This is a genomic window from Methanoregula sp. (genome assembly GCF_041663825.1).
Lineage (GTDB): Archaea > Halobacteriota > Methanomicrobia > Methanomicrobiales > Methanospirillaceae > Methanoregula.
The window spans coordinates 102,009-116,718 of the sequence record NZ_JBAYLY010000001.1 but is presented as its reverse complement, the minus strand read 5'-3'; the positions used below and the strand labels follow the sequence as shown (position 1 = coordinate 116,718).

The 14,710-nt window shown below is 51.1% G+C and carries 11 protein-coding genes; 3 read left to right on the top strand and 8 right to left on the bottom strand.

Going from position 1 to position 14,710, the window contains the following annotated elements; all coding sequences use genetic code 11:
• Positions 1–397 precede the first annotated feature (397 nt).
• Positions 398–2,290, top strand: coding sequence for a PAS domain S-box protein (locus WCX19_RS00590; protein ID WP_373003401.1), 1,893 nt, complete (start codon positions 398–400; stop codon positions 2,288–2,290).
• A 193-nt stretch (positions 2,291–2,483) separates the two neighbouring features.
• On the opposite strand, the gene WCX19_RS00585 is transcribed toward WCX19_RS00590, so the two are convergent.
• From WCX19_RS00585 to WCX19_RS00565, 5 genes are all read right to left on the bottom strand, one after another.
• Complete coding sequence (locus tag WCX19_RS00585; RefSeq protein ID WP_373003398.1) at positions 2,484–4,184, bottom strand: WD40 repeat domain-containing protein; 1,701 nt, start codon at positions 4,182–4,184, stop codon at positions 2,484–2,486.
• Between the two features lie 30 nt (positions 4,185–4,214).
• Positions 4,215–5,396, bottom strand: coding sequence for a hypothetical protein (locus WCX19_RS00580; protein ID WP_373003395.1), 1,182 nt, complete (start codon positions 5,394–5,396; stop codon positions 4,215–4,217).
• Positions 5,397–5,442: 46 nt separating this feature from the next.
• Positions 5,443–6,516, bottom strand: coding sequence for a hypothetical protein (locus WCX19_RS00575; protein ID WP_373003393.1), 1,074 nt, complete (start codon positions 6,514–6,516; stop codon positions 5,443–5,445).
• A 9-nt stretch (positions 6,517–6,525) separates the two neighbouring features.
• Complete coding sequence (locus tag WCX19_RS00570) at positions 6,526–7,797, bottom strand: PKD domain-containing protein (protein WP_373003390.1); 1,272 nt, start codon at positions 7,795–7,797, stop codon at positions 6,526–6,528.
• Between the two features lie 65 nt (positions 7,798–7,862).
• On the bottom strand, positions 7,863–9,167 hold the full coding sequence (locus tag WCX19_RS00565) for a TolB family protein (RefSeq protein ID WP_373003387.1): 1,305 nt from the start codon (positions 9,165–9,167) through the stop codon (positions 7,863–7,865).
• Positions 9,168–9,358: 191 nt separating this feature from the next.
• Between WCX19_RS00565 and WCX19_RS00560 the strand changes: the two genes are divergently transcribed.
• Positions 9,359–10,192, top strand: coding sequence for a winged helix-turn-helix transcriptional regulator (locus tag WCX19_RS00560; RefSeq protein WP_373003384.1), 834 nt, complete (start codon positions 9,359–9,361; stop codon positions 10,190–10,192).
• A gap of 119 nt (positions 10,193–10,311) precedes the next feature.
• On the opposite strand, the gene WCX19_RS00555 is transcribed toward WCX19_RS00560, so the two are convergent.
• Positions 10,312–11,700 carry a hypothetical protein gene (locus WCX19_RS00555; RefSeq protein ID WP_373003381.1) on the bottom strand — a complete coding sequence of 463 codons (1,389 nt, stop codon included), beginning with the start codon at positions 11,698–11,700 and terminating at the stop codon, positions 10,312–10,314.
• A gap of 363 nt (positions 11,701–12,063) precedes the next feature.
• On the opposite strand from WCX19_RS00555, the gene WCX19_RS00550 reads away from it, so the two are divergent.
• Entirely contained in the window at positions 12,064–12,861 is a 798-nt protein-coding gene (locus WCX19_RS00550; protein WP_373003378.1) for a hypothetical protein, read from the top strand.
• 104 nt (positions 12,862–12,965) lie between these two features.
• On the opposite strand, the gene WCX19_RS00545 is transcribed toward WCX19_RS00550, so the two are convergent.
• Both WCX19_RS00545 and WCX19_RS00540 read right to left on the bottom strand, forming a co-directional pair.
• Complete coding sequence (locus WCX19_RS00545) at positions 12,966–13,742, bottom strand: winged helix-turn-helix transcriptional regulator (RefSeq protein WP_373003375.1); 777 nt, start codon at positions 13,740–13,742, stop codon at positions 12,966–12,968.
• Positions 13,743–13,757: 15 nt separating this feature from the next.
• Entirely contained in the window at positions 13,758–14,477 is a 720-nt protein-coding gene (locus tag WCX19_RS00540; RefSeq protein WP_373003372.1) for a hypothetical protein, read from the bottom strand.
• Positions 14,478–14,710 lie beyond the last annotated feature (233 nt).

Below are 14,710 nucleotides of genomic sequence, written 5' to 3'. Positions count from 1 at the left end.
TCAAATCGATCTTTCATGCCATTCCCGGAACATCCCCCCGGTATGGCGGGCTAGGAATACCTGTACGGACGCATGCCCGGGAATATGCCGGCCTGCGGCTCATGTTTTGTGATGACAGTATCTTTATTCCTCGGGAAGACAAAGGAAAAAATTCTTTCCGGAAATACTTTGACCGCAACACCCGGCCTGGCCTTTTTTTCATCTTAAATTTTTTACGCCCCACATTACTTCCATTACAGAATCCGGAGATGAGGGTCGGGAAGCGAACATTGAGATCCCGGTACCAGATGGGAGATTCCGGGTTTTTCAATAAGAACCCCGGCTGTGAAGGCTGCGTAGAGAGGATTCTATCCGGGCAGACAATGGTATTCTCGTTTTAGTATCGGGGAAGATCCATATGGAGGTACAGAATGCTCAGCATACGATCCTGTTTGAATGCAGGAAGCCGATATCCCTGTTGTATGTCGACGATGACCCCGGGCTCCTTGAAATCTGCAAACTGTTCCTGGAACAGTCCGGGCAGATTCATGTTGACCTGCTTTCCTCTGCACAAACTGCGCTGGAGAAATTAAAATCATGCACCTATGATGCAATCATTTCTGATTACCAGATGCCGGGGATGGATGGCATCACCCTCTTAAAAACGCTGCGATCGCAGGGGAATTTTATCCCGTTTATTCTGTTTACCGGAAGGGGAAGGGAGGAAATTGTCATCGAGGCTCTCAATAACGGTGCCGATTTTTATCTTCAGAAAGGAGGCGATCCGGAATCCCAGTTTGCCGAGCTGGAGCATAAAATCAAACTGGTTGTCGAACAACGCAAAATAAAAACCGAGCTCGTCGAATCCCGGCGGCGATTTACCGATCTCATCGATTTCCTGCCGGATGCGACCTTTGCCATTGATCTTGAGGGCAAGGTCATTGCATGGAACAGGGCGATAGAAGATTTGACGGGAGTTGTAAAAGAATCCATCGTAGGAACGGGGAATTATTCCTACGCCCTCCCGTTTTATGGGGAACGGCACCCGATCCTGATCGATCTGATGCTTTGCCAGAATCCGGAGATTGAGAGACAATACCTGCACGTCAAGAAAAAGAGCAATAAAATTATTGCGGATACGCATGTCCGGATTCTCAACGGTAAAAAAGATCTCACTCTGTGGGGGATTGCCTCGCCCCTCTACGATACGAAGGATACCATTGTTGGTGCGATAGAATCGATCCGGGATATTACCGACCTCAAAAAGGCTGAAGAGGTTCTTGTGGAGAGCGAACAGCGGTACCGGAATGTGGTCGAGGATCAGACCGAGTTCATCTGCCGGTTTTTGCCGGATGGAACCCATGTCTTTGTCAACGAGGCATATTGCCGGTATTTTAATAGAGAACATAATGATATCATCGGGAAACGTTTCGCTCCAAGAATTCCGGATGAGGATCTGGTTTTGGTACGAAGTCACTTTGCTTCGCTCACCCACGAAATGCCAATAGCGCATATCGAACACCGGATCCTCATGCATTCCGGGGAGATCCGGTGGCAGCGGTGGAGTGACCGGGTAATTTTTAATCCCGACGGCAGGGTCGTCGAGTACCAGTCTGTCGGGCGAGATATCACAGAGCAAAAACAGCTTGAGGAATCCCTCCGCCAGACCAACAAGAAACTCAATCTCTTAAACAATATCACCTGTCACGACATCCTCAACCAGCTTACCGCACTCCTCGCCTACCTGGAGCTCAACGGAGAGAAAATCAGCGATCCCGAAGCACTTGATTTCCTGAAAAAAGAAATCCATGCGGTAAATAAAATCCGGACCCTGATCAAGTTCAGCCGGTATTACCTAGATCTCGGAGTTAATACACCGGACTGGCTGAACCTCCGCGATGTGTGCATGGGAGCAATTCCCGGTCGCGAAGGGATTACCGTGACCTGTCTTTCCGGTGATCTCGATATCTACGTAGACCCCCTGCTCGAAAAAGCGTTCTCCACCCTGTTCGACAATGTCATCAGCCACGGGGAACATGTGACCGCCATAACCGTCAGCTACCGTAAAGATCCGGAACCCGGCGGTGTCACCATTACGGTTGAGGATAACGGGGCCGGTATCCCGGACGATGAAAAGGAGCAGATTTTCAAACAGGGGTACGGAAAACACACCGGCCTCGGCCTCTTCTGCTTACGGGAGATCCTGCTGATCACAGGGATTACAATCCGGGAGACCGGTGTGTGGGGTGAGGGAGCACGCTTTGAAATCCGTGTTCCTCCGGGAAGATTTCGGGATGCGTCATCTGCCTGATCGGGGATGGGCCGGGGAGCCATCCCCTATTTTTTGAGGACCCTCTGGGGGGAGGAATCAGCAGCGGGTGGAGCGGTACATGCAGGGGAGAGTGTGGTGAAAAACAATACCGCGATGAGTGTGAGGATGACAATCGGTTTCATGGGAATACCCGGTTCATGGAAATTGCTTTGCAGTTCTCCGGTACACAGTTTCATTTCTTTTTGCATCTCATGCAGGCTGCTGCGCCCAGACCCGTTGCAGCGATGGAAACTGCCAGGGGGAGCGAAGCCGGGTGAGTTGTCGGCACCTCATGCGGAGGATTTCCGGTTGGAGCGGTCGTTGTTATGGAGAAATTTTGCAGGGATGCCGGGGAAGTTGTGGTATTTCCGGCGGGAGCCGTTTGTGTTAGGCTCGGGCGCTCGGTAAGGTTGAATTGCGTACTCACCGGCTCACCGTATCCCGGGTTGACCGGTGTGAGACGGACCCTGTACGTAAACGGCGCCCAGCCTGCCGTATGTACCGGGCAGGACCATTCCCCGGGGGAACTTTTACCCGGCTGCACTATGGCCGTTGCGGACATCCCGAGTTTCCTTGTTTCGCCCATACTAAATCCCCGTGAATCTTCCGGTGAAGCGGAAAGTATGTCAACGAGAATTTCTTCACCGGGCGGCATATTTGCCGTACCGTGCACTACAAAGGAATCGCCAATGTAATGATCTCCAACAGGATCAATAGCTATCGACACGTTCGCAGAATTATCCTGATACGGTGAACCAAAGAAATACACGGCATCCGCTATCGCCCCGGTTGCATTCCCGTTGCCGGACATGGCAACTGAAGAAACCCATGCACCGGTGGGATAATCTCGGAGTACGGAACCATTGCGATCAACGGTCTGGACAGAACTGCCGTTCCCGAATACAATGGAATTCCCGTCATTTGCAGCAGCAATATTCCGCGACAGGCTGGGGGTTTTGATCGTCCAGAGAATCGTGCCGGCATTATCCAGCCCGTACACGGATCCCCGGATAGATCCTACGATAATCCGGTGTGCATCGTCCGACATGGCAAGTGACGACCCGGTCTCCGGAAAAGAACGCTCACCGACAAGACCCCCGATCCGGTTGAAGAGGTAGAGATTGCCAAACGTACCCCCCACAACGGCTATTACCGAATTGTCCCCGCTGATTGCGACCGTATTTGGTCCGCCGGTCCGGTATTTCCAGAGCAGGGATCCGTTCTGGTCGTACAGGAACAGGTCTTCCGGATAATTGACCGTCCCCTCAGGGGTTGTGCCGGGATTTGTTCCCGCTGCTGCGATCAGCGTACCGTCTCTGGAGAGGGTGAGAGCATATATCGGCGCGTCCGTGTCCCGCGTCCACAGGACAGAACCGTTCCGGTCAAGGCAGATCACCCGGCTGTCCTGTGTTCCCGCGTAGATCCGCGACGCATCCGGTGAAATGGCAACTGCGGTCGGCGGACTCAGTGTGGAATAGTTCCAGAGGATCGCACCTGTCCGGTCAAAGAGAATCACCTGGTTTGATGTCGTGGACGTGACCGAACCCGCGCAGCAGCCCGGCACTAGTTCGGACGCCGCTATGATGCTGTTGTCCCGCGAAATATCTATTGAAGAGATCCACGGCGGCCGTTCAGCGGTAAACTGCCTGCTCCAGAGAAGTGCGCCGGTGCGGTTGAAGTACAGGAGCGTATCTTCGTCCGCCACGTACGCCGCCAGGTACTGTCCGTTGTCAGAAATGGTTATCCTGTTGAGATTGCCTTCGTGGGTTGCATCTGGCGACAGGGGAAATGTCCACTGGGGCTGGACCGCAAGGGCCGGGACACACAGCAGACAGAGTACAACAAGAGCAGGCAGCAACCCTGATGCGTTTGGTATTTTTTTATCCTGTTTCATGTAGTTCCTCTCCCGGTGAGTGCGGCCATTTCAACTCCAGTAATACCTGGTTCCGAGCAAAGCATATCCCCCGTCTGCGGTCCTGATAAGGGATATCGAACCAAACGTCGGATTGTTTCCGCCATGTGCATTCGCAGCGGAATCGAGCACATTCTTCGGAATCAGATCAATAAAATCGGTCCTGCTCCCATCCTCTGAAAAAATCCAGGCAGGTATTCCGGACAGGTCTGAAATTTTATCCTGCCGGACGATATGGCCCTGGGAGTCCAGCCTTGCAGAGATCGTATCCGCAGGCACGGATTCATTTGAATGCTGGAGATGGGACTGGTAGATGATATCATACCCGTCCCCCGACTCATGCATGCCGATCAGGTTGTTATTGCAGAACGATGTCTTGGTATTGCACGTGCCAAGTACGGCATCCCACGATATTGCCAAAGACGCATCTGTCTTTTCGATCAGTATTTCGTATCCCGTCCCGCCGGGTGAATAATCTATGTACTCTTTCCCGAACAGCAATCCGTTGTCATCTGTCCGGATGATGTCTGTCACTCCCTCCGGGTCTTTCAGGGGGAGGCTCTCTTTTGTAAGGAGCGTCCCGTTCCGGGCAACCGTTGCGGTTATCAGGGTGATCTTTGATGTGGAAAAATTTCCGTTCGTCAGGATCCAGTTCAGGCTGCCTTCAGGATCCTGCTTCAGGGAGACCGGAGTAAGATCATAACATACCGTACCATTGGTCCGGCAGATCGAATCCATGATATTCGTGGCACCCAGAGGCCTTCCCGAAGAATCGATAGTGAATACCAGTCCATCTCTCCCCAATATTGAATATCCCCCGTCATCCCACGGGAAAATCGAACGGATCTCTCCACCCATGCCTGTGTCTGCCGGTTTTTGGTCCCAGAGGGGATTTCCGTTGCTGTCGGTCCTGAAAACCCGGAGTGTTGTATAGCCCGATTTGTTGGAATAATACCCTGCGACAAAAAATCCGTTATCCAAAGTCTGGATGAACCGGTAATACCGGGGTGCAAGCGCCGTGGCTGTTGCATAATCCGGGTTTTGTATAACCGAGATCCACTGGATATTCTCCTGGCTGTCAAGTTTTACCAGCACTGTCTCGGTTTTTACAAATGATCCTTCGATACATCCAGCAAATGCCACGAGAAGAAGAAAAAAAACTGTCACGAGGCTGAGATATGCGGTTCTCTTCATGTGCGTTCACCGTATTTTTCCAATCATGGGGCATCCGGTACACGATTCATTTCTTCTTGCATCTCATGCAGGCTGCTGCGCCCAGACCCGTTGCAGCGATGGAAACTGCCAAGGGGAGCGGGGCCGGGAGGGTTGTCGGCACATCCGCTGGCAGATTCCCGGTTGGAGCGGTCGTTCCCTGAGTGGTATTTTGCAGGAGTGCCGGGGAAGCAGGGGTAGTATCCACGATTGTGAACGGATATACTTCCTGGTTGAACGGCCCTATGGAGAGTTCGTAGTTCCCCGGGACCGCAGCCATCCGGACCACAGACCCGTTCTCGAACGATTTTTCAAACCGGGTTGTATTTACGACAAATGACCATGTGTTGATCTCACCTGTCCCCCGATAAACGATAGTGGAGCCGGAAAATCTGGGCGGCAGGAGGTTCGGGCTGCCCGGGGCATAATTGGCAGAGAACGCCCCATAATCGATCTCCTGGCCGGTTGGGAGATTGGTCTCCCCGGAAATCCTGAATGTATCGCCGATGAAATGTGAGCCTAGGGGAAGATTGTCTACGGAGATCCAGTATCCCCGCTGTGCATGGACATACTGATTGGTGTGATAGGGAGTAAGATTGGGTGTTATAACCGTACGGTTATCCGTATCTTCCGGAGACAGAATTGAAATGATCTGGGAATCCTTCGCTGAATTACGGGGATCCTGCGAAACAGCGGTCACCAGGTACTCCCCCGGGACTGCATCGGGCACGGGAAACGGTGGCCCAAGCCCGTATGTCTGCCAGAGACTCGTCGTTACATTGCACGACCAGGTATTGACTCCGTTCTCCCCGGGTTCAATAGTGACGTTGGACTGGTAGGCAGACCCTCCACCTCCCGGGTTGAAATTGGTGCTATAGATTTGAAGAAGGAGAGGAATTCCCGATGCCGGCAGGTTCGTCGTCCCGGAGATAAAGAATACTTCGTCAAGGGGATGGTCGCCGATGGGGACGATGGTGATATACGGCGTTGTGACAGCGGTTACATTTCCATCATCAGCGCTCGCTAATGGGACAATCATGAGAGCCGCAAGGACTATGGCAAACGATACAAGAAACATTATTTTTCTTGATTCTTTTAACATTCTTCACACCTACCAGTATTCACGCCAATCAACAAATCCATCTGACAGTATACTCCTGTTGTCAATGTTTACGAGGGCATAGGCGAGTCCGTACTCGTTTGATGACAGGGAGCCAACGGGCATTGAAAGACGAACATTCCCTGTGTAAGGATATGCCCATTCAATGGTTATTGGTCCATGTGAACTCCTGAGATAGTCACCAAAATTTTTGTGTGGTACTCCTGCATTGGCTGCCGATGATAGATGAGAATTCAGCGTTGACGTTGACGCTATCATAAGTGCATCAATTTTTTGTATTCCTGTGATTGACGGTGTGTTTATGTAATCCGTGAAGTCTTTCGAGGGGCCGAAATGAACTGTTGAAATCTTTTTTGACAACTCCACTTTGTGGAGGGGCCAGACTATCCTGGGAAGAAGGGTGTCCTGTCGGGCTAATGATGCAACGGGACTGGCAACCTGCAATGGTGTCTCTTGGGTTGTAATTACAGTAGGTGTGGCCCTCCCACTAACGGTCGGAATATTCACAGGAAACCTGGTCGTGTTGCTGCCTGCTGCGTTGGTAGCCGTAAGAAATACCGTATAAGTTCCGGCACTTGAATAGGCGTGATGCGGGTACTGGGAGGTTGACGAGCTCCCGTCGCCGAACGACCAGAGCCACGATGCCGGTGAATTTTTGGACGTATCAATAAAATCAACCGTCACTGATGTCGTTTCAGAGGGCGTTGTTTCACCGTACCCATATGCAAATGATGCTACCGGTGGCGTGTAACTTTGTAAAGTGTGACTTGAAGTGATTGTACTGTTGGAGGACACCGTGAAAACGGATTGTGCTTCAACATCTCCGAGGGAAGATATGGAAGCAACCATCACAATATATTTACCTGGTATAGCATCAGGTTCTGGCCCGGGGAAAGTAACCCATCGATCGGTCGTAGCATTACAAGACCAGAGATTGACTCCCTGTTCTCCGGGTTGTATAGAGATGTTTGAACGGTAATCTGACCCCCATCCGGCAGGGTTGAAATTGGCAGTCTCGATTTGGATTAAAAGAGAGTCATTCGAAGCCGGCAGATTTGTTGTTCCGGTAATAAAGAATACATTATCAATCGTTTGGTTCCCGATGGGATCGATGGAAATAAACGGTTGTGCGGGAGGTGTCGTTACATTCTGATCCGGGACGGACCCCCCGCTGCAAGCCGGTATAAGGAGGAGTATAACGAGGAGCATCAGACCCGGGATTTTGATCACTGACAGAATCTTTGTGTACATCTCTTTATCCATGAATATCCACAAATCCCGCCGTTAGGGCAGATCCTTACTGAATGAATCGTAGAACGATCCGGCACTTAACTTTTCTCGCCCGATCGTTTACCGGTTTTGCGACCGGTGTGGTGTTTTCGGATCGCTGCGACAAGACCGGTACAGAGAAGAACCATAGCGATGGCGGACAGAGGCCCGGAGCCCGCAGGGGCCGGCTCCGAAAATGTATATGTCAGGGCCGTACTGTTTCCCTGTTGAGGAGTGGCTGGCGATGAAACCGACAATGGCTGCGCTGGTGCCGGTGTATCGATCTTGAAGATGTGAACATATCCGTCATTGATGGACTCATTGTCCGGGTTTGCGTAGAGGATCCGGTTATCGATAAGGCCCAGCAGCATCGGGTGCCGGGTTCCCGGTTCGAACAACACGCTCTCGCCGGTCGCGATATTGTAAACGACAACCTGCCGGGTTTTGTCCTTGGTGTCATCGTAGAGCGCGTACGTTTCCCAGGCCACGTAATTTCCCGAAAGGTACGGCTCTCCGGCGTAATACGTGAGATCGCTGATCCGGTACTCCGTCTCTGTTGTCAGGTTGTAGAGATAGATCGCAGGGGTGCCGTCGCGCAGATCTCCCCAGACCACATAATTCCCTGAGACCTGCGGATAATGCTGGAGGCCATGCGCTGTACAGAGAGGACGTTCCGTATTGTTCTTCAGGTCGAAAAGATAAGTATCGCCGGCTCCCGGATCGTTGCGCTTGTCCACCCAGACAACGTACGAGTCGTCCATGGTGGGGCCTGACTTTTTCCCGGGATCTGTTGCAATAGCCCGAAGGGACTTGTCGGTCAGGTTGTACAGGACGATGTCAGAATCTTGTGACGGGTAGAGTTTCTGTTTGGCCCAGACTACCCGGTCCCCGAAGATAAAGGGGTCCCGATTTTCCCGCTGAATACTCACGTCCCTAGTACCATCAACTGTGAGAGGATGTGTCGCCCCTACGTGATTATCGTACATGTAGAGATTGCCATCGAAATCTGCACGCCAGACAACCCGCCCGTCCGCAATGCCGAACGGCGTCTCGAACGTATACTGATATTCTGCTGAGGGAGACGTAGCAATGATTCGTGTCGCCCCTTCAGAGAGGTTCATCAGGTAGATTGTGCTGGTAAAATCATCCGTTGAGGGATGGGTCACCCGGTATGTCTCCCAGACCATCCGATCATGATCAAGGGCAAAACCGTCCGAATATGTGTAGTAGGGGTTACCTGAATCGTCCTCGGTGATGTACGGGGAATAGACTGGAATATCGGTACCGGAGAGTGTGGCGGCAACGGGAGGTATCACGAGGCAGAGGAGAAAGATAATCCCGCACAGGTACAGGAAAATTTTCATGAGTCTTTGACCCTCCGTCGGGAATTTGTCAGCATTACCCGGGGTACAGAAATAAAAAAGATCAGGACATTGAGATTGTACCCGCGTTGCCAGGCCCGTCATCATGATACATCCGGTAAAATCGTCTTTAAGATTTCTGTGACAGAATTTTATCAAATAGATTAAAGAGCGACACCCGGAAAAGTAAACCTATGGATGGGAAAAGCGGTGCATTCAGGATTGTGTGCCGTGTCGCATATTACGGGATAATCATTCTTATCGTCCTGTTCGTTGTCTACTCTTTCCTGAACTGGCTGACGCTTTTTTTGTGGGGTGACTCGTCCGCCCTGCGGGGCGAGCCCCGGATGTTCCACCCCCCGCAGATCGTGATCCTCCACTATACCAGCATGATCTCCCCCGAGCTCGGAAAGATCATTGTTGCACTGCTCTTCTCTGGGTGTGCGTTTTTTACGTACCTGGGATACCGCCAGTTGACCCGGAAAAATTCTCTCGACCATCCCACACGAAACAAGATCGCCGGGTGTATCCGGTCCCATCCCGGCTGCCATTTTGGCTCGATCATGCGGGCAAGCGGGATCAACCGGGGAACGCTCTCTTACCACCTCGGCCAGCTTGCCGCGCTCGGCCTCGTGCACGAAGTACGGGTCAGGGGCATGACCCGGTACTTCATGCAGGGGTGCGCACGTTCGGCGCTTGAAGAGGCGCTCCTGATCCACCGGAACAACAGCGTGCGCTCCCGGATCCTCGATATGCTTGAGCATGCACCAACCGTAACAAGGACAGAACTGAAAAAAGGCCTGGGGATTTCCGGCCCGGCGCTCTGGTACCACATGCAGCTGCTCATCCGGGACGGGATCGTCCGCGAGATCCAGGCCCCGGAGCAGATCGGCAGGCCCGTCAGGTACGCGCTTGCCGGGCCTGCACGGGAGATCGCGGAAAAAATGAGAGGGGCGCTCGGGTCTCTCGCAGGCGCTGGCATGTTATCCGATCAGGGGCAGGGAGAGGGCACCCTTGCTGGGCAGTGACACCCTGGCGAGGATATGAAAAACCGGTTCTGTAGATACACCGGATCCGAATTTTGATCCTTTTTGGGAAATTCTCCCGGGCCATTACGAGGGATCAAAAAGAGATTCAATAGAATGTTTTAGTTCTTTTTCCTGAACGAACATACGATAACCACAAATATAACCGCAAGACCGGGAATCACACCAGACACAGGGGCCTCCGTCGATCCGGTTCGTGCGATCGTTGCAGGGATTGTTCCCGTGGTTGTCACCGGGGTCTCTTTTGCAGGGTGGATGACAGGCCCGAGATCGGCATACCAGAGCTGGTAGTTCCTGGCATACTCCTCGGTCTTCTCTTTTGGGAATGACTTGATCAGGAGTCCCCCGTCATTGAACCGTACAATATCGAGTTGGGAAGTGTTTTCATTGGGTTCGCCGTCAAACAGTTTGTCCAGTCCGCCATTGAACGAGATTTCGGTTTTTGTGCCGGTTGGGATATGATAGAGGGTCCGCCCGAAGAACACGTAATCGCCGTCGATTGCGTAACTGTCGTCGCTGAAAGCCCCGTCCGTTTCACATAACGGGACGGTCTTTAAGGTACTGATATTGGTAAGGAAAAGGGTACTGTGATACCCGGAAGTACTGGTGCCGGTTGTTTTTGTCCATGCAACATAATCCTCCGAACAACAGTCCGGGGAAACTCCAATGCTCTCTTCGGGATAGTGTATATTCGTCGCAGACGGGATGGTGACCGGTGTCACCGACCGGTTTGAAGCACGCATGTCCAGGGAGAACAGGGCCATTCCTTCATCTGGTAGGCGTTTATTCGTTTCGTGGGGAATCTCTATTCCCTCAGTGAGAGTGGCAACGGTATTGCCGCCAAACCCCACAGGATCGCTTCTGTCGATACGATTGTCGACAGGGATAATTCCGTTGAAGTCCGGCGAATAAATGAACAGATCGGCAGCCGATCTTTTTCCGGAATCCAGAAGATGGCCAGAGTTCGTTGTATCGTGGATGAGTACGAGGCGGTGATCCGCGATGATATTCATTATGTCATGATGAAAGAAGGCGGCGACCGGGGTATTGTTTTTTCCGTCAAAGGCATACAGTCCGCCTTCCGTCCCATGGTTCACCCGTTTGGTTCTTTTATCGAACCCGTAATACACGACACCGTCGGCAATATCGAGGGCCGTGATCTCCGTGTTGTAATTTGCCTCCGGGGGAATCTCGAATATTTGTCGCTCTCCGGTTTTACTGTCCCAGGTATAAATCGTCTGGCCCTTATGGTATGCAACGACGCCCTGGCTTAAGCCCAGGTGCGACTGCCAGGCGGAAGGATCCCAGAGAGAGACATTCCCTTCGTCAATAAACGTATAATTGACCGTTACCCGTTTTTCTTCTGCGGTTACTGGTGAAGGTAATAATAACAGGAAAATAAGTCCGATAAAGAAAAACTCCAGCGTATGATCTCTCTTAAAAAAAGAGAAGAACTGTACGAATTCGGGTGATTTTTTCCGGCCATTCATATACAACAAATAATTCCACGTTATTTAGTGTTTATTCCGAACGTGTCTACATACCGGGAAAAACGAAAAACTGTGTAGACACTTTCGGAATAATGCTTATTGTATTCCGTTTCCCAGTGAGGATATGAACCATCAACCGGACGAAATACCCTGGTTTGCAAATGCCGGTCCCAAAGGATGGTATCTATCCCCATCACCCCTCTCTGGAGCGGATGCTGTCTTTCATGGATGACATGGTTTAGGAATGAAAAGAAGAACACCCATGGTTCAACCATGTGGGATTTCCCCCCATCGGAGCGTGGGGAAGCTGGGGTATTCTTCCCCAAGGTTTGGATGGACGGGAAAGAGCAAGGAAGTGAACAAATGACACAAGGCCACACAATTAAACTCGTGACAATCGTCGGTCTCCTGCTCCTGATTATTGCAGGATCCGGTGTTGTCAGCGCGTTTTCGATATCAGCTCAAGCTAATGAAAAACAGCTTGAGATCATCAAGGAGATTTACGGGACAAAAATGACCCAGGGTGAATACTGGGAGAAGGTATATCCCGACGAACTGGCGGAAATCAGGAAAAGTGTACCGGAAAAAGAGTATACTGAATTCTATAACCAGATGTACTACTGGGGAGATGACCATCCCGAACTTCCCAACGGGGCAACAGTCTGGGATGAGAGCGGCCCGGTAAACCTCAGGGCTATCAGCAGCGAAGAGAAGCAAGCATTCGGGCTTGAAAACATGAAAACAGACGAGAGCGGATATGTCCTCCGGGGCATGAATCCCGCGGATACAGATTCCACACTGGACAAGCTTTGTGCCTGGGTAACAAAGCGGACTGCGATGGCCCCAATGAGCGGGCTGGTATTAAACCCAGACGCTCTCACAAGTAGCGGGTCTGCAATTACCCATGGGGGGAAGGGGATTGTTGCAGGTGGCAGCAGTTCCACGACGTTATCTCTGACAACGGGGTTGTATGGGGACGGGTCGCTGGTTGATTCCTACACTCTGTATTGGGGGAGCGGAGGAAATGCCTGGAAATACATTTCACACACATTTTACAGCCCCCAGCGGAATGTACTCTACCAGTCCAAACTCTCGGGATCGTCAACAAATCCCACCTACTCCGGGTATGCCTGGTCCTACGGACAGGTATGGCCATTTTAAATATGGCTCTGTGGGGCTAATCTCTGCATACCGTAAATAATGACTAAAACTATTTTTTTCTGTTGGGTAAGGGGAACCTGTAAAAACCGGTTTCGCTCGTGATTCTACAGGGTCATACCTTCAAAGTCGCTCATCATATAATGATGCACGACCGTTCCGCTTTTTATCTTCTTAACGATATGATCGCTTTCAAGTTTTGAGATATGCCAGCTGACAGATGGGCCCGAAATATCCATCAGTTCTTCAATCTCTCTTCGGGAAATCCCCGGGTTTTTCGAAATCAGCCCGATTATCGTCCGTTCATTGGAATTTTTTGAATGCAATAACAACAACCGTTCTTTGGGGGATTCTGTCGAGGAATTCTGGAAATATCCTTTTCCCTTTGCAGATTCCTCAACGGCGATCATATGATACGTTAAAAGTTTGTTCACGTGATACGTGACGTTTTTATTGGTTAGTTTTGTCATCCGCTCTATTTCTGACAGGTAGATGCCGGGCTTTTGCCGGATAACCGTATAGACCCGGTTTCTTGCGTCATTGTCCAGAAGATTGTTCCGTTTTAATTTTAAAAGTCCGGTAATTGCCGGCAGATTGCCTGACAAGATCAGTTTAATCTGGGATACCAGGATGGAGAGAAAACCGGTCACGGTAAGGATCAGGAGAATTGCGATCGGGAGATCCGAGTACTCGATCTGTTGCGGTTCAGGTACATGTATCAGCGCATTCGCGGAGGTGTCGGGATGAAAGTAGAGGGTATCATAATCCGGAGAGAGATCGTATGCAGGCCGGACCTTATATCCCCCGGTCTCAAGTGCCGGGATCGGGGCGGCAAGGAGTATAATGGATATCAGAACCAGCATGACTTTCTCGTTTTTATCCATATCCCACATCCCCCCTCAATAGAAGAACACGATGAATGGCTGAACCCCGTCCGTTTTTCCGGCGTCTATCTTCTCTGCCTCTATGACAACATACCAGTCCCCGCATGAAAGATTCGCATCCCGTGATATCTGGAGGAATATCCTGCCATCAGATCTTCCATCGGAAATATCATAGTAAGGTCCCATCACACCATCGGGAGCGAATATGGTGAGCTTCAATGAACTGTCTGTATCCCGCCAGTTAAGGTCGCAGGTAATATTTCCGGATCCCGATGGGATGCTTCGGAAGAAAGCGATGGACCGTCCTTCCCGGATATGCCAGGTTAAACGGTCCAGTATCCTGTAACCGTCCCCACTGAGGATCGCCTCATCGATCCCGTACCGCTCTTTTTCGGTTTCATTTAATGCACTCAGGTTAACCGGGCCGTTTTCGGTCCAGACGTTTGCACCGTAGGGAAGTTCCGGATGGTCATTTCCCCAGTATACGTGCTGGTTGCAGAACTTTTCGAACGCGTCCCTGGTTAAACTCTGACGCAGGGTCTCAATCTCTGCGGGATAAATAATCTCCATGTATTCTTTGTTGGTGATATTGGATCCATGCAGCTGTGTTCTTAGATCGGTTTGGCCATTTCCTGAATGATTTGTTTTTTCTGCTGCAACAACTCCGGCGGTCATAATGCCGATCGCTAACGAGAGGCAAATAATCCGGGCTGCCAGATGATATGTTGTTGTCAATTATGTGATTCCCTCGGGGATTACATTGTCTTTCCCTGATTAATGTAGGGTATATTTTTGTTGTTCTATATACCATTTATTCCGAAAGCATCTACATTGTGCAGAACCCGATCCGTCACCAGGTACAGACATGAGAAGTACCAGCGAAGGATCCCCGGAGTATCGTGAAAAGTAAGATCCGGGAACCCTGCCATGGAAGTACCCGTCCCCGGTCACCCGATCCGGGCTACGCT